The organism is Microbacterium mcarthurae, from assembly GCF_046064585.1.
Taxonomy (GTDB): Bacteria; Actinomycetota; Actinomycetes; order Actinomycetales; family Microbacteriaceae; genus Microbacterium; species Microbacterium mcarthurae.
On the sequence record NZ_JAROCE010000003.1, the window covers coordinates 175865 to 191717 of the forward strand.

General features: G+C 70.9%; 16 protein-coding genes. 2 read left to right on the forward strand and 14 right to left on the reverse strand.

The annotated features are described in order from the left end of the window. Nucleotides 1–15: 15 nt before the first annotated feature. A complete protein-coding gene (locus P5G46_RS10860) occupies nucleotides 16–714 on the reverse strand; it encodes an SDR family NAD(P)-dependent oxidoreductase (protein WP_375094781.1) in 699 nt (232 codons plus the stop codon). Between the two features lie 112 nt (nucleotides 715–826). Here P5G46_RS10860 and P5G46_RS10865 point away from each other — a divergent pair, with 112 nt between their 5' ends. Further along, on the forward strand, nucleotides 827–1804 hold the full coding sequence (locus tag P5G46_RS10865) for an LLM class flavin-dependent oxidoreductase (RefSeq protein WP_408905697.1): 978 nt from the start codon (nucleotides 827–829) through the stop codon (nucleotides 1802–1804). A gap of 6 nt (nucleotides 1805–1810) precedes the next feature. Here the strand turns inward: P5G46_RS10865 and P5G46_RS10870 are convergent, their stop codons facing one another. The 13 genes from P5G46_RS10870 to P5G46_RS10930 all read right to left on the reverse strand — a co-directional run bounded on the left by P5G46_RS10870 (nucleotide 1811) and on the right by P5G46_RS10930 (nucleotide 14869). Continuing rightward, on the reverse strand, nucleotides 1811–2863 hold the full coding sequence (locus P5G46_RS10870; RefSeq protein WP_375094779.1) for a glycosyltransferase family 2 protein: 1053 nt from the start codon (nucleotides 2861–2863) through the stop codon (nucleotides 1811–1813). Then, complete coding sequence (gene lanKC / locus P5G46_RS10875) at nucleotides 2860–5373, reverse strand: class III lanthionine synthetase LanKC (RefSeq protein WP_239275753.1); 2514 nt, start codon at nucleotides 5371–5373, stop codon at nucleotides 2860–2862. The genes P5G46_RS10870 and lanKC overlap by 4 nt, the downstream gene beginning before the upstream one ends. 14 nt (nucleotides 5374–5387) lie before the next feature. After that, nucleotides 5388–7058, reverse strand: coding sequence for a daptide biosynthesis intramembrane metalloprotease (gene mpaP, locus P5G46_RS10880; RefSeq protein ID WP_408905698.1), 1671 nt, complete (start codon nucleotides 7056–7058; stop codon nucleotides 5388–5390). Continuing rightward, nucleotides 7055–7807 carry an ABC transporter permease gene (locus P5G46_RS10885; RefSeq protein WP_408905699.1) on the reverse strand — a complete coding sequence of 251 codons (753 nt, stop codon included), beginning with the start codon at nucleotides 7805–7807 and terminating at the stop codon, nucleotides 7055–7057. The genes mpaP and P5G46_RS10885 overlap by 4 nt, the downstream gene beginning before the upstream one ends. A gap of 16 nt (nucleotides 7808–7823) precedes the next feature. Beyond that, a complete protein-coding gene (locus tag P5G46_RS10890; protein ID WP_375094775.1) occupies nucleotides 7824–8531 on the reverse strand; it encodes an ABC transporter ATP-binding protein in 708 nt (235 codons plus the stop codon). Continuing rightward, nucleotides 8524–8706, reverse strand: a complete 183-nt coding sequence (locus tag P5G46_RS10895; RefSeq protein ID WP_239275745.1) for a hypothetical protein — start codon at nucleotides 8704–8706, stop codon at nucleotides 8524–8526. The genes P5G46_RS10890 and P5G46_RS10895 overlap by 8 nt, the downstream gene beginning before the upstream one ends. A gap of 68 nt (nucleotides 8707–8774) precedes the next feature. Next, the gene (locus tag P5G46_RS10900; protein WP_239275743.1) at nucleotides 8775–8945 is read right to left on the reverse strand and encodes a daptide-type RiPP; all 171 of its coding nucleotides are present in this window, start codon (nucleotides 8943–8945) and stop codon (nucleotides 8775–8777) included. Between the two features lie 30 nt (nucleotides 8946–8975). Continuing rightward, nucleotides 8976–9146 carry a daptide-type RiPP gene (locus P5G46_RS10905; RefSeq protein WP_239275741.1) on the reverse strand — a complete coding sequence of 57 codons (171 nt, stop codon included), beginning with the start codon at nucleotides 9144–9146 and terminating at the stop codon, nucleotides 8976–8978. Then, entirely contained in the window at nucleotides 9143–10378 is a 1236-nt protein-coding gene (locus P5G46_RS10910; protein ID WP_239275740.1) for an iron-containing alcohol dehydrogenase, read from the reverse strand. Before P5G46_RS10910 ends, P5G46_RS10905 begins: the two co-directional genes overlap by 4 nt. Further along, nucleotides 10375–11688 (reverse strand): daptide-type RiPP biosynthesis aminotransferase, encoded by a 1314-nt coding sequence (mpaD, locus tag P5G46_RS10915; RefSeq protein WP_375094772.1) that lies wholly within the window; start codon nucleotides 11686–11688, stop codon nucleotides 10375–10377. The genes P5G46_RS10910 and mpaD overlap by 4 nt, the downstream gene beginning before the upstream one ends. Next, nucleotides 11688–12503, reverse strand: coding sequence for a daptide-type RiPP biosynthesis methyltransferase (mpaM, locus tag P5G46_RS10920; RefSeq protein ID WP_375094771.1), 816 nt, complete (start codon nucleotides 12501–12503; stop codon nucleotides 11688–11690). The genes mpaD and mpaM overlap by 1 nt, the downstream gene beginning before the upstream one ends. Beyond that, entirely contained in the window at nucleotides 12500–13546 is a 1047-nt protein-coding gene (mpaB, locus tag P5G46_RS10925; RefSeq protein WP_375094770.1) for a daptide biosynthesis RiPP recognition protein, read from the reverse strand. The genes mpaM and mpaB overlap by 4 nt, the downstream gene beginning before the upstream one ends. 159 nt (nucleotides 13547–13705) lie before the next feature. Further along, the gene (locus P5G46_RS10930; RefSeq protein WP_375094769.1) at nucleotides 13706–14869 is read right to left on the reverse strand and encodes a sensor histidine kinase; all 1164 of its coding nucleotides are present in this window, start codon (nucleotides 14867–14869) and stop codon (nucleotides 13706–13708) included. Between the two features lie 312 nt (nucleotides 14870–15181). On the opposite strand from P5G46_RS10930, the gene P5G46_RS10935 reads away from it, so the two are divergent. Beyond that, the gene (locus tag P5G46_RS10935; RefSeq protein ID WP_239275730.1) at nucleotides 15182–15847 is read left to right on the forward strand and encodes a response regulator; all 666 of its coding nucleotides are present in this window, start codon (nucleotides 15182–15184) and stop codon (nucleotides 15845–15847) included. The last annotated feature ends 6 nt before the right edge of the window (nucleotides 15848–15853 follow it).

Sequence of the window (15853 nt, forward strand, 5' to 3'; positions counted from 1 at the left end):
GGCACGGGGCTCGCGTTACGCCTCCGCGAGCTCGATCGTCACGTCGTTGATGTCGACCGCGGGGTCGCCCCACAAGCCGACGAAGGCTGCGGCGAGAGCATCCTCGAGTCCCGCCAGACTCCGCACGCGGAACACCACCGCAGCGGCGGAGGGTTCGCGGCCGCCGTCACGAGCGTCTTTCGCGAAGCCCTGGGCGATCGCTCTCGTCCAGGCTTCGCTCGCCGCCTTCACCGCGGCGTAGTTCGCACCACCGGCAAGGGGACGCGTGACCGAGGTCGAGGACACGATCGCCAATCGACCGGCGGTCGACGCCCGCAGGTCGTCGTCGAATGCCCGGCTCACCACCCGTAGCGCCGTCAGCGAACGCATCAGGAAGGTGAAATCATCGTCGCTCTGCCCCGCGAGGCCTCCGCCGCCGCGCCATCCACCGACGAGGTGCAGGAGACCGTCCACCCGGCCGTGGGCGGTGTGCACCCGGTCGACCAGCGCGTCCACGGCGTCCGCATCCGTGAGGTCGCACCTCTCGGTGCGGACGCCGGGCATGTCCGTCGCCAGTTCGGCGAGACGGCCTTCGTGGGAACCGACGACGATGACCGTGGCGCCGGCGGCGAGGAGCGCCCGTGCGCACGCGCGTCCGGCGGTGCTCGTCCCGCCCGCGAGGAGCACCGTCCGACCGTGCACCGGGGCGACGGGGAAAACCTCCGAAGACGTCATCCCGCGAGTCTAGGAACAGGCGGATCATCGGACAACGTCGCCTGAGGTCGGAAACGGTGTCGACGTTCGGGGGAGGTGGCGCGGGGGACGATGATGCGACGCTGATCCGATCATGCGGTTCTCCATCATGCTTCCGTTCGTCCCGCGACGCTTCTCGTCGGTGTACGACTTCGCACGACTCGTCGACAGCGGTGAGGGCTCGCGCCTGTGGCAGGGTCAGGCGACCGTCACCGAGCCTCATCAGATCTTCACCGAACTGGCCGGGGCGGGCATGCGCCTGTCCGTCGGAACCGGCGTGACGCTCATGCCCCTCCGGCATCCCTTCGAAGCGGCATTGCAGGCCCGCTCCGTCGCGATCGCCACGGGGCGCCGGATGATCGCCGGATTCGGCCCCGGTGCGAAATCGTTCCAACGATCCCTGCGGGGTTCCGCGTACGACAGTCCGCTCACCGCCGCGGCGGAGTACGTGCAGATCGTCACCGCGCTGCTCCGGGGCGGCGAGGTCCATACCGACGGGGACTACTTCTCCATGCACGGAGCCCTGCCGTCGATTCAAACGGCCGGAGTCGACGTGGGGTTGGGCGTGCTGCGGCCGGGAATGGCCCGTGTCGCCGGGCGCCATGCGGATGCCGCGATCACGTGGTTGACCCCGCCGGACTATCTGCGCGACGTCGTCGTCCCCGCGCTCGACGACGGAACGCAGGGACGCCGCCGGCGCCCGCATGTCGTGGCGATGGTCCCGGTCGGAGTGCGGCGGGCTCATCACGAGGTGGGGCACGGCGCCCGCCTGGCACTCGCCGGGAGCGCGGCTCACCTGTCGCTTCCCCACTACCGCGACATGCTGCGACGCGCGGGGATCGCGGTCACCGGTACGGACGCGGCGGGCGATGCGCGTCGCCTCGTGGAGGGGAACGCTTTCTTGTATGGCGACGCAGAGGAGATCCTCACCGCAACCCGTGCATACGCCGACGCCGGTGTCGACGAGATCGTCCTGAACACCACCGGTGTCCTCACCGTCGATGGACCCCGTGCTGCGCTCGCGGATCTCCGAGAGATCCTCGCGTGCGCGCGGACTCTCACTCCCGTCTGAGGGGCCTCAGGACAGGGCGAGGGGCACCCCACCCAGATCCCTCACCACCCCGGCGATGAGCCGCAGCTGACGCCGGTGCACCTGAGCCAGGCGCGTGCTCACCCGTGCCGCGCCTTCCTCGCTCGCGCACCACAGCGGCATGGACAGCTCCACCCCGGTGCCGCGTTGCAGGAGGTGCAGTTCCTGCAGAACGCCGGTGAGATCCGTGATGTCCACCGTTGCGAGCAGCTCATCGAGGTCGGTGGGGCCACCGGCCGGAAGCACGAGGTCACCGTGAGCGTCCAACGTCCGGTACCAGCGCGTCACGTCTTCCACCGCGGCCCGCGTGAGCTGGTCCTGCACCGGGGGTGCTTCGAGCGCGGCTCGACACCGCACGGCTCCCGCGGGGCTGTCGAAGCGGGCGAGAACGAGACGGTGGGGGCGGACGACGCGGTACCGTCGGGTCGCGACATCCTGCAGGAGTCGCGTCGTCCGGGCGGCGAACGTCGCGAACCGGCCGCCCACATCGGTGATCCGCAACCACAGGTCCCAATCCTCGAGACCCGCTCCGGGGCGCCATCCTCCCGCTCGATCGAGGACGTCCCGGCGCACGGCGACCCGGGACGGCTCGAACAGCGGCCCCATCTCGGCGATCTCGGGGTGCCAGACCAGCTCCAGCAGACTCGATCGTGAGATGACCTCACCGTCGGGGCGGACGTGTTCGTACCCGCCGGCGGATGCATCCGCGGAGGCCAGAGCGTCGACCGTGCGGCGCAGGTGATCGGGGAGCCAGACGTCGTCGTGGTCGAGGTAGGCGACGATATCGGCGCGGGCGTGGGCGGCGCCGATGTTCCGCGGTATCGCCGGGTGGCCGTAGCGCTGGTCGGGCGTCACGAGCCGGATGCGCGAGTCGCGCTGAGCCCACATCGAGACGGTGGCGGCGGTCTCATCCGTCGATCCGTCGTCGACCACCAGGAGCTCCCAGTCGCCGAAGGTCTGTGCGCGCACGGACTGGAGCGTCTCGGCGATGGCCGGCCCGCGGTTGTAGGTGGGGCAGATGACGCTGACGCGAGGTGTCATGCGGTCGGGGAGAGCAGCGAAGCGGAGAGCACCGGGAGGAGGGGGGCCCCGCCGTCGATCACCGCGCACGCGTGCTGCAACCCGGCGGCGCCGGTCGCCCAGTCCGCGGACAACCGCAACGACATGTCGCCGAAGGCCAGCGCACCGCCGTCCGCGAGCGGGACGACCGAGAGCTCCATGGCGTCGTCGAGGCGTCGCAGGGCCCCGGCCGCCGCATCGGACATCTCCTCTCCGCGCCACAGCGTGCGCAGGGCCATCGCGGTTCCGGCGCGGCCGCGCAGGACGCCCGAGTGGGTGAGCATGCCGCGACACAGCGGCCCGCTCGTGTCGCGGACCGCCTCGACGAGCGCGCGGAGGCGGTCGTCCTGCCGATGGGCGAGGATCTCGCGTGCCGCGAGGGCGCACCCCGCGGCACCCCCGCTCAGCATGGGATTGTGCCAGGGCGACCGGGCGTCCGGTTCGACGCCGGGGCGCCATCCCAGCAACCCCAGATCGCGGTCGAGCTGACGCACCGCGTCGTCGATCCATTCGTCGTCAACGGTGAGAGCAGCGAGTCGGGCGAAGAACAGGGCGCGGCCGGCTCCGCCTTCGAACAGGCCGGGCGCGCCGGTGCTCTCCTCCCGGACACGATCGCGCAGCGCCGCTCCGAGGGCGACGACGTGGGCGGTGTCGGTCCCCGCGTCCGCCAGACACAGGCCGAGCCCGGGGATGCCTCGCCACAGGCTGCCGTCCATCAGCTTCACGGGGTGGGATTTGGCGATGTCCAGATGCCGGGCCCCGGCATCGGTCTCGCCCGCGGCGATCAGCGCGAGAGCGATCCCCGCGCGCCCCTCGAAGAGGCCGGGGCCGAGGGCCTCGTTGTCGTCCGCGGCGTGACGCAACCACTCGACGTGGGCCCGGGGGACGGGCTGCCCGGTCACGTGCGCGGCCCACTGCACGCCCGCGGCGCCGAAGGCGAACTCGAGTCCGGCCGTGGGACTGCGGAACTGGCCGATGTCGCCCGGGTAGAGGCGGTCGCGACGTTCCGGAGTGGCGCTGGAGAGCACTCCCCGGCCGAGCGCGGAACCGCGGGGCCCGTTCCCGACGGGGGAGGCGGGGCCCTCGTCGGTCGTCCCCGGTGCGCGGAGGAATCGTGCCGCGGGCTCGATCAGGGCGCCCGCCCGAGGGAAGATCGACTCGATGGACCGTGCCAGCGCTTCCGGCAGGTGCGGAGCCCACGCCAGTGTCTCGGTGAGGGGCAGGAAGAGGGCGAGTCGCAGATTGGCCAGAGCGAAGTCGTCGACCGACCGCCCCGACCAGCCGAGCGGGGCGCGGAAGCCCGGCGCGCCGATACTCTGCGCGCGGTCGTCGTCGGCGAGGCTGGCGGATTCGAAATCGATGAAGCCGACGGCTCCGTCGGACGACACGATGATGTTGCCGGGGTGCAGGTCGCCGAAGACGACTCCGCGTTCGTGCATGGCATCCACCCCCGCCTGCACCTGACGCAGGACCGAGCTCGCCCAGTCGGTGTAGGCGTCGGGGTCCATCGATTCAGCGCCGGGAAGCGCGGGGTTGCGGCGGTGGATCTCCTGGACGAGGGGCACGCCCTCGACGAAGTCCCGGATGAGGAACTGGTGCTCGTGGCCTCGGCGGTCCTCGATGACCCGAGGCACCCCCGGTGCGCCCTCCAACCGCCGCAGCATGTCCCGCTCCGTCGCCAGCCGGGCTACCGCGTCCGATCCCGTCTCGTCGAGGCCGGCATGCGGGCGGCCCTCCTTGAGCAGCACCGTGTCGCCGGTGCGGGTATCGGTCGCCCGGTACACGCCGCCGCCGTTGGAGAAGTGGAGGGCGGAATCCACCGTGAACGGAAAATCGACGAGCACACCGCTCTCGCGTGACCGCATCGCCTCCTGGACGACCGACGGAAGCTCCACCCACGCGGGAGGGTGAAAGCCAGGGCGGCGCTCGTCGGGGACGAGCGACCCGTCCGGCGCGGTGATGCAGGGCACGTGGCGTCCGTGCGCGTCACGTCCGTACACGAGGGTGAAGCCGCCGTAGCGAACGTAGACGGGACCGCGACGCCAACGCAGGTCGGACAGGATCGACGGGCCGTCCTCGCCGCCCACGAGGTCGTCGAGGTCGTTCAGGATCGGGCCCAGCCGCGATGCCTCCGGGGGGTAGACGGTGATGAACTTCCCGCTCGAGCCGCGGTCGCCGTACTTGCTGTTGCGGGAGGCCAGGACCGCGGTGCTCCGGAGGAACTTCACCGGCACTGCGTTGTCGCGGCAGTAGCCGAGGACACGGTCCAGGATGCTCCGGCAGTTCGACGCCGTCGCCGAGACGTGGATCTTCCACCCCTGCCCGGGCAGGTTCACCCCGGGCGGATGCCAGGAGTGCCACTGCTCGTTCATCTCGGTGCGCCACCCCTCCGGCGCGGTGCCCGCGTGAGCGACGAGGTCGTCATCGCCGGGGGAGGGTGCGTCGTAGAAGGGCGAGCCGGGAGCACAGTAGGCGAGGTAGTCCAGTCCCATGACGGTGTGTCCTCTCAGGGGGTGAAGGCATCGGCCGCGCGACTGGTCAGCCACAGCCAAAGGGGTTGCGTTCCCAGGTCCACGACGGCGATCCCCGGGGCGGCGCCGACGAGGTCGACCTCTCGCAGACCGATCGCGCGGACGGGGATCAGGGGCTCGGTCTCGCGGACGGGGAAGAGCGCCGACAGAGGTGCGGATGCCTCGCGCGCGGGAGTCTCGCTCACGACGGCCGTGCCGACGCGCTCGTCCAGCACGAGTCCTCCCCGCTTGAGCTCCACGGGCGTCCCGGGGGCGAGACGCTGGGAGTCCACGCTCGTGGGCAGCATCATCTCGGTACCGCGGTCCGTGACGATGAAGCCACCGGCCATCGTGTGCGGCACGGGGACGAACGCGGCCCCGGCGACGAGGGCGATGCCGGCGAAACCGACCGTCCACCGTCGAAGCGCACCCGCGCGCTGCGCCCGCGCTTCGCGGAACAGACGGACGATCTCGCGGACGAGCCCGGAGAGGGCCACGGTGACGATCGCGACCGTCGCGAGGGAACCGACGAGGCCGAGGCGACTCAGGGTGTCCGACCACAGCAGGAGAGCGTTCCCCACGAGGAAGAGAGGAAACAGCATGCACGCGAATCCGAAGGGCACGGCCCAGCCGTACTGCGGCAGGCGACGTTCGCGCTCGGTGCCGAAGAGGGCGTGCGAGAGGGTGCTGCGGGCGTCGGCCATCGCCTTGTCACGGAGGTGCGTGACGTCGAGCCAGCTCATGAGCGCGATGTAGCCGTCCAGCTTGACGAACGGAATCGTGTTCACCAGGCAGGCGATCAGGGTGACGACGGCCAGCAGCAGCAGCGTGAGTCGCACGTCGCGGGGCAGAGGCAGCAGCGCGGCGAGCGCGAGGGTCCCGCCGATGGCGCCCTGGACGAGGATCCCGGCGAGTGCGACGTGGGCGCGCTGCCGGTGCGAGGGGAGCCTCCAGCCGTCGGAGACGTCGCAGAAGAATGCTGGCGTGAGGTAGAAGAGCATGACGCCGATGCGCTGGGGCCGTCCCCCGTACGAGGCGAGGACCAGTCCGTGGCCGAGCTCGTGCAGACCGGTGGCCGCCAGGGTGCCGATGACCACGGCGACCGCGGTCAGGTAGGGCACGGGCTCGCCGAGCGCGGCCCGCAGGTCGCCCGCGGAGATCACCAGGGCCAGCAGCCCCGCGCCGATGATCGCCAGTGCGGTCCAGACCGACGCTCCGGTCGCCGCGAATCGCGTGACGCGGGCTGCCGCGGCGAGCATGCGGCTGGGGTCGAAGAGGGTGAGCTGCACGGTCAACGGGGGCACGAGTCGGAGACGCCCGCTCGCCCGCCGTCGGTGTGCGTCGGAGGCCGTGCGGAGCAGCTCGGCGTCCGACAGGAAGGCCAGTGCTCGACGGATGTCCTCCTCCGTCCAGGGCGCCCCCAACCGTTGCGGCATGGCCCTCACCGGTCGCGTGCCATCCAGGAGGGCGACCAGACGAGCGAGGTCGGCCGTCAGCCGGTAGTAGTGGTTGGTGCCGCGCTGGAGGAACCAGGGCTGGTCCTCGCTGGTCGGAGGATGCACGCGGACGTCGGGCGCGAGTTCCGGGGGATCCAGGGGGAGGTCGCGCACCTCCGGGGCGGTGCGGCGCTTTCTCGCGCAGCGCTCCGCGAGGGGGAGACCGGTCACGGCAGGTCCCGGCGCTGGTAGAGGGCTCGACCGGCGACGAAGAGCACGGCGATCCACGCGAGGGCGACGAGCGCCGCCCAGGGCGCGGAGAGCAGCTCGGGTTTGGGATCGCGGTACAGAGACGACAGGGAGATCGTGAAGAGGGCGTTCGCCCCTTCCGGCCAGATCCGTTGCACGACGGGGTCGATCAGCAACGTGAACCCGACGACGATGAGGGCGGCGCCGAGCTGGTGGCGCACGACGAGGGCGATGGCGCCACCCCAGGCTGCCGCGAGGACCGTGGACACGAAGACGCCCACGGTCGTGGCCGTGGCCTCTGTTGTCCACAGCGTCTCGCCTCCCGTCCACGACGGCATGAGGACAGCGCTGACGACCGCGCCGACGACGGCGAGCAGTCCGAAAGCGATTCCGCTTCCCACGACGACGAGGATCTTCGCGGTGAGAAGGCGCTCCCTCGTGCCGGAGAGCAGGACCGCGCGGGAGATCACACGGGAGTCGAACTCCCGTCCGACCAGGATCGCGCCGAAGAGGGCGGCGAACAGCGTGGTCATCATCCAGGCGCGGATCACGTCATCCGTCGTTCTCGCGGCATCGTCGGCACCCAGCTGGGCGTACCCGAATGCCGTCAGAGCGCACAGGACGAGGGAGAACCACGCGAGGAGCACGAGCGATCGGCTGCGGGCGGCCTTGAGTGCTTCCGCGCGGACGATTCCGGCGAAGGCGGGTCGGGTGGGGGCGGCTGTCGACATGGTCGCGTCCTTCCGGTCAGTGGTCGACGATCTCGAAGAAGCGATCTTCGAGTGAGGCGGTGCCGTTGGCCGTGATGTCGGCGAGCGAACCGTGGTACCGCACGGACTGCTGCATGACGATCACCTCGTCGACGGTCTCCTGCATCTCCGCGAGCAGGTGACTCGACAGCAGCACGGTTCCGCCCTGGTCGGCGTGCGCGCGAAGGAGGCCGCGGATCCAGCGGATGCCGTCCGGGTCGAGGCCGTTCAGCGGCTCGTCGAGGATGAGGATCTCCGGCGACGCGAGGAGGGCGATCCCCAGCGAGAGCCGTTTTTGCATACCTGTGGACAGGGCGCGCGCAGGTTTGCGCGCCGCTTCGCGCAAGCCGACGACGTCGAGGATCTCCTCGACGCGCGCGTCGGCGATGCGCAGGTAGGACGCCCACACGCGGAGTTCGGTGCGGACGGGGAGCCAACGCAGGAGGGCCAGCTCGTCGAGGCTCACGCCCACGCGGGCGGCGGCGTCGGGGCGCTCGGCGTAGGGCTGGCCGAGCACCCGCGTTTCTCCGGCGTCGGGCCGGGTCATTCCCAGGATCGACCGGATCGTGGTGGTCTTCCCCGCGCCGTTGCGACCGAGGAGGCCCACGATGCGGCCACCGGGGATGTCGAACGAGACGTCGTCGACGGCGACGGTGGGGCCGAACGTTTTCCGAAGCCCGCGAACCGAGATGACCGCGTCACTCACGGCGAGCGGCTTTCATCCCGATACCGAGGAAGCCGGCCGCGCCGGCGACGGCCACCACGGCGATGATGAGGGCGATGATCCTGACGGGGTCGGGGAGCGTCAGCGCGAGGACGAATGCCACGATGGCGACGACGGCGACGAGCAGTGCTCCGAGGAAGAAGCGCAGGTTGTGCATGATTGTCCTTTCAGGGCGGAGGCCTCGACGAAAGCCGGGGCGGGGTGTTTCGCCCCGCCCCGGGGTGTTCAGGTCGCGGCGATCGCGGAGATCGCGGTGTAGACGGCTGCGCCGCCGATTCCCGCGGTCGCGACGCCGACGCCGATTCCGAAACCGGTCCAGAACCCCGGCGCCTCGAGAGCCTCGAGCTCCTGGAGCCCGAGTTCGAGCGGTGCGATGGTCGGTGGTGTCTGAATCATGTTCGTCCTCCTTTCGTCGAGAGTGAGTGATCAGGTGATCGCGCTGGCGTATGCGGCCGCGGTCAGCACATAGCTTCCGTACGCGGCGCTCGCGCTGGCGATCACGCCGGCGGCTACGCCGGCGGCTGTCCACCAACCGGGAGCCTCCATCGGCTCGAGCTCCTGCATTGCGAGCTCGAGAACGGGACTGTTCTGCGTCATTCGTCTTCCCCCCTCTCCGTTGTCCGGGTCCAGCTGTCCACCCCGTGGGCGACAGGTCTGAGGTCCGCGCGCGCTCCCGCGGCGGCGGGGTGCGCACGATGCCGGGGATCGAGGACGTCGCGGTAGACGTCGGCGATGTCACGCGGTCGAAGCGAACGGAGCATCGGGAGGCCCCATCCCCAGGCGCGTGCCGTCGACTCGGCGAGAGCGTCGATGTCGAGGTCCTTCGCAAGCGATGCGGGGATCGAGGCGACGCCCCATTGCACGGCGAGGGTGCGCAGGCCGTCGGCGGGGTCGTCCCCCTCGCTCGACCCCGCGGTGCGTGACCAGAACTCCCTCAACCGTTGCGCGTTCCCCCACCGCTCGTCTCCGTCGGCGATCCGTGCCCAGATCGCGGGAGCGATGGCGCCGAGGACGGTGGTCTTGGGTACCCCGAGGGCCTGAGCGAGGTCGGTGCACAGGAACCAGGTCCGGACTCCGAAGGGGGCGTCCCGAAGTGCCAGGAGCGGGGAGTGGCTGAGGGCGGAGATGCGGGCGATGTCGATGGCGGACTCCGGCCGGGCCGGGTCGAGGGCGAGCAGAGCGCGGGCCGAGGCGATCCGGAGGGGGTCGGAGACGGCGTCTCCGTCTCGGGAGGCGAGGTAAGGGCCGGCGAGGCGGAGGTAGATCTCGAGGATCCCCCCGCGACGGACGGGAGCGGGCTCGGATGCCGTGGCGAGCGGGTCGATGACGGCAGCGTCGGGCCGCATGCAGGGCCCGATCACCAGGCGGCGGCGCCCGTCGACGACGACGGTGGCGATCCCGCTGGATTCCGCCCCGGTTCCGACGGTGGTCGGGACGGCGATGAAGCGCGGCGCGGGTGTCGCGCTGGCGGGCAGCATCACGGCGCCCGACCGCTGGGGCGAGGTGATCCGGCGCCGCAGATCGTCGTTCGTCGCGGCCCGCGCGATGGCGACGAGATCGATGACGGACCCGCCGCCGACGGCGACCACCAGCGGGGTGGAGGCCAAGACGTCCGCCAGGAGCAGTGCTTGTTCGATCGTGGCTCGGGGAGGGAGAGGCAGGGTGCGCGTCGATCGGCCCGCGGCGAACAGGGCGTCTTCGAGCCGGTGGAGGACGGGGGCATCGGTCAGCGCCTCGTCGACGACGACGAGACAGTCTGTGGATTCGTTCGGACGGACGGATGCCACGACCCGCGCGTCGAGCCACAAGCCGGGCGCCAGGGAGGTCATGACGATCTCACCGCGTGCAGGCCCCGCCGTACCGCGGCGAACAGCGTGTCGATGTCGTCCGCCGTGGACACCAGAGGCGGCACGAACTGCACTCCGCCCGGTCCGGGGTGCACCAGAGCGCCGGCGCGACGCGTCGCGGTGACGAGGCGGGCGACGGTGCGGGAATCGATCGGCGCGCCCGAGTCATCGAGGATGCTGACCGATTGGAAGCATCCGCGCCCGCGCCGTCGGACGACGCGTGCGTCGTCCCGCATCCAGCTCTGCAAACCGTCGCTCAGCATGTCGGCGACCGCCCGCCCGCGAGCCAACGCGTCGAGTTCCCGGAAGCGCCGGATCGTCGCCGACACCGCGGCGCACCCCGCCGCCGAGCCCGCCTGCGTCTCCGCATGGGAGAGAACGGCGTCGGCATCCGCGAACGCGTCGGCGACCCGTGCGCCGACGAGCACCGCGGCCGTCGCGCTCGTGCCGTTGGTGAGACCTTTCGAGCTGACCAGGATGTCGGGCACGATGGGCCAGTCCTCGCTGGCGAACATGGGCCCCGTCCGCCCGAAGCCGGTTGCGACCTCATCGACGACGAGAAGCGCGCCCGTCTGCCGGACGACCGCGGCGATGGCCGCGAGGTAGGCGTCGTCGAGGGGAACCGTGCCGGTGCCCAGGACGGGCTCGATCACGATCGCCGCGAGGCTGCGTCCGGTTTGCTGAGCGACTGCGAGGAGCGCCTCTCGATCGTTGACGGGGACGTGCCGAACGAGACGTCGGTCGGCTCCATACATCGTCTGTCCGAGATCTTCGCCGGTCACGCTGAAGGCGCCATAGGTCAGACCGTGGAAGGACTCGGCGAGCCCGAGGACCGTCTTGCGCTGGGGGTGTCCCTCGAGGGCCCAGTACTGGCGAGCGATCTTCAGGACGGCGTCGTTGGCGGATCCGCCCGACGTGGTGAAGATCACCTTCTCGAAACGCCCTCCGGTCAGGTCGGTGAGGTCGGCCGCGGCGCGCCGGGCGTCGACGTTCTCGAACCGGAACACGCCGGCGTAGGACGCCCGGACGTTCGCTTCGGTGATCGCGACGGCGATCTCCTCGTCCCCGTATCCGAGGGGGACGTTCCACAGACCGCTCGTTCCGCAGACGGCGTCGGAGCCGTCCGTGAAGTGCACCCGGACGCCGTGTGCGCTCGCGATGCAGATCTCGTCGTCCCCGTGGGCGGACGGCGGCAGCAGCGCCGGCCAGAGCGCCGACGTGTCCCGGTCGAGTCCGCTCGCCGTCACCGCCGCCTGCATGGCGGTCGTCGCGGCGGAGAGGGCTGTGGACATCAGCTGCTCCCCGCGGCACGAGAGAGGGTCGCGACGAGAAGCGTGTCGCGGTAGCGTCCGTCCGGGGGGCCGAGCGGCGCGGTCTCGCGCACCTCGAACCCCGCGCGCTCGAGCTCCGCGCGAAGATCCTCGGGATCGAGTACCGCGATCGAGGAGGTGAAGAGCCGCGCCGTCGTCCCTGTGACCGTCACCACCGAGATGAATCGTCGGTCCGAACCGGCGGGGAGCCACTCGAACACCGAGTAGGCACCGGCATCCGTCGCCACTTCTGTCACCTGCTCCTCGTCGCTGCGGCGATCGCCGGACACGCCGACGGTCGTGAGCACGAGGGTGCCGCCGGGGGCGAGGTGGGTGCGCACGCAGTCGAGGAGACGAGCGCGGGCGGCGGCGTCGGGGAGGAGGGAGATCGATGTCGTCCCGACGACGATGCATCCGAAGCGTTCCTCGAGCGAGAACCGGGTCATGTCCGCGTGGACGGTCCGGCACAGGCGCCGCGCGGAATCCCGTCGCGCGAGCTTCTTGTCGAGGATGTCCAGCATCGCGGGAGAGAGGTCGAGTGCGACAACGGGGCGCCGCAGCGTGAGCAGCGGCAGCGTCAGACGGCCGGACCCGGCGGCCAGATCGAGGATGGCGCCCGTCGTCCGAGAGGTGTGTGCGACGATCTCGCGCACTTCGGTGGCGTCGCGGCCGGCGATGGCTTCGTAGGCGTCGGCGCCGTCGGGGCCGTAGAGGTCGTCCACGACCAGGTGGGAGAAGGACGCGACGGACGCCCGCGCGCGGGGCCCGAGCTGCACGTCCTCGAGCGTGGCCGTCACGACATCACCGCGCGGGGCGCCGCCGCGCTCAGGCCGGACTCGTCCAGGACGCGCCGTGCGGTTGAGGCGGCATCCACCCCGAGCGAGTCGTCCGCGGCGCCGTGGTCGTCGCCGTGGACGATGACCGTCTCGAACGCCTGCGCTGCCGTCCGAGACACCTCGAAGACGCGACTCCCGTCCCCGGAGACGAGGAAGTGGCGGTCCTCGCTCCACATGACGAACGGCGCGTCGGGGGACGGATCCTCCGTCGGGATCTGCGCGAGCTCAGGTCGCAGGAATCCTCCGAACCCGGAGACACGCGGCAGCGCGACGCCTCGCGCGCGCAGGTTGCGCTGGCCGTCCAGTGCCGCGACGAAGCGCGGGAGAAAGGGGTGACCGTCGCCGACCGTCTGCACGACGTCACGCGGCACGCTGCGTCCAATGGCATCCGGGTCCCCGTGTGCCGTGCCTTCGGCCTCCCACGTCTCGTGCAGAGAATCGACGTCGGTGTCGAGATCGCCCAGGGGAAGCCCGGCCGGAGAGACGGAGACCGTTCCGTCCTCGTCCACCCACAGACGGTCGTGCGGCCCGCTCCCGGGCCCCCGGAGTCCGAGTGCGGGGACGTCGGCGAGTTGGATGATCGGGTTGGTGAGGAACTCCGGGAACATCCCCGTCTCGTACGCGGCCCGGCCGTCCTCGGCGAGCGCGCGCAGGTCTTCTTCGTCGCTGAGCCGGATGAGGGTCGGCCCGATCACCGAGACGTACTCGCTGATGGCGTACCCCTGCGTCTGCAGGAGGAAGTCGTCGCCGATCGTGAGCTCGACGCCCGCTTCCGACAGTGCACCGCTGTAGCGGACGTTCGCGTCGGACCCGATCGGGGCGAAGACGAGTGCGTCCGGATGGACGGCGGGGCGGTCGTGGATGGCGTCGACGACGTGCGGGCTCGCACACACGACGCTCTGCCGTGCGGCGAGAGTCGTGGGGCGGCGCCCGGAAGCCCAGGTCATCAGACGCGCCCGCGCGCCCGGGTTCCGACCGAGTCCACCGTCGTCGCTGCTCGTCATGCTGTCGTCCTCGCCCTCGGGAGCGTGGCCGGAAGACTCCGGCCGTGCTCGTGCACTTCGCTGCATCCAGGCTCGGATGCCGTCGCGCCCGGCGGTACGGAGGAAGGTGGACCGTGCGTTCGACTTTCGTCGACTCTTCGGTCGGGGCCGGGGCGGGGGTCAGCGTTGGGTCGGGAGCGAGGCGACGACCCACCAGCCGTCGTCGCGACGCTCGGCGCGAAGCGACCCGGCGAGCGCCCGCAGCCTTTCCTCCATGCGTCGCAGCCCGTAGCCGGAGGGGGGAAGACCGGCGGACCGGGCGGGCGGAGAGTCGTCGTGGACGGTGAGGACGACGCCTTCGCCCTGAACGGACAGGGAGATGGTCACGGTGCGCGCGCCGGTGGCGTGCTTGAGGACGTTGACGCTGCTCTCGCGGACGACGTGGGCCAATGCGACGGCGACGCTGCGCGACAACTCCAGATCGGCGGGACGGTCGACGTGTACCGAGATCCCGGCGTCCTCGAGATCGCGCGTCGTCGTCGCCAGTGCGGACTCGAAGGACTGCGTGAGCGGAGAAGACGGGTCGTCGTCGCTCGGCTGGTCTCGTGCGACGCCGAGCATGCGGCGGATGTCGGCCAGCGCCTGGGTGGACGCGTCGGTGATGGCCTTCTGCGACCGGTGGCGCACCTCGGGGTCGGTGGTGCGATCGAGGACCCGGGCGTGCATGGCCACGATGGTCAGCTCGTGCGCGACGATGTCGTGCAGTTCGTCGGCGATGCGTCGCCGCTCCGCCTTGAGCTGGTTCTGGAGCGCTTCGGAATCCGCGTGCAGCCGTCGTGCGAGCGAGCGGGAGCGTTCGCGCTGTTCGCGCACCCCGACGCCGACCACATAGGAGGTCAAGGCGACGAGGGCGATGACGGCGGCGCCGCCGGCATCCAGTCCGGAGGGGGAGCGGATGAGTTCGGTGATGAGGCAGGCGACAATGACGCCGGAGTAGGCGGTCACCACCGCTCCGCTGCACGTGACGGCGACCAGGCCGAGCACGGTGGCGCCCGCGATGAGGGACTCGATCGTTCCGCCGACCGCGGTGGCCGCCACGATGCCGAAGCTCAGCATCGCGGTGGCGACGAGCGGCCGCCAAGCGAACAGCCCCGCGGAGAGCGTGAGGAAAGTGCCCAGCGCTGCGCGCAGCACCGACTGATCCGAAGGGGAAACGGCCCGCACGACGGAGTCGGCGACCAGGACGGCGAAGACGAGGACGAGGAGCCAGACCCGGGCGGAACGGCCGAGAGGCTCCACGTGTGCCCTCGCGCGCCAACGTGAGGTCGTCTCCGCGGGGGTCATCGAACGATTATCCCCGTCTCCCCGGCGATACCGGGCACCGGAGGGGTCCTCGGCGAGGCGCAACGGCGCCGGGGCGGAAGGCGTCCGCGGCGCCGTTGCGCGAGACGATGCTCAGTTCGAGCACACGCCGAGTTGCTGGCAGAGCCACGTCCATACGGTCATCATGTCCCCCCCATCACAGTGGGCCGGTCGTTCGGCGGCTTCCTTGCTGAGAAGAGTCTGCTCTTGCGCGCGTCGGGCCGCATCCGGCTCGGGGCGGAGAGGGGATCGACTTTCGATCGTGATGCCCCTCGACCTTCGTATGATGGCGCGATGGGGACATCACCGGTGCGCGCGCTCATTGTCGACGATGAGGCGTTGGTGCGCTCCGCGCTTCGCGTGTTCCTGCAAGGCGCGGACGACATCGTCGTCGTGGGGGAGGCGTCCGACGGCGACGACGCGCTCCAGCTCATCGAGGGGTCACGCCCGGACGTCGTGCTGATGGACGTGCAGATGCCCCGCATGAACGGCGTCGAAGCGACCACGAAGCTGAAGGCGCGCTTCCCGGCGGTCCATGTCATCGCGCTGACCACGTTCTCGTCGGAGAGCGCCCTGATTCCGATGCTGCGTGCCGGCGCCTCGGGGTTCCTGGTGAAGGACACCGACCCCGACGACATCGTCGAGGCCGTTCGGCAGGCGCGCGACGGCGAGTACGTGCTGTCTCGTCGGGTGACGTCCCAGCTCGTGTCCTCGGTCCTGGAGTCGCCACCGCTGACCTCCGTGCAGCTGGGGGCGTCCGAGCAGTTGACGCCCCGGGAGAGGGACGTCGTGGAGTTGCTCGCGCAGGGCAAGTCCAACGCGGAGATCGCCAAAGCGCTCTTCCTGTCGGAGGCGACCGTGAAAGCGCACCTCGGGCAGGTGATGGCGAAGTGGGGCGTTCGTGATCGCGTTCAGGCTCTGATCCGCGCTGTGCAGGCGGGGATCGTCACGATCGGGTGAGGCGCC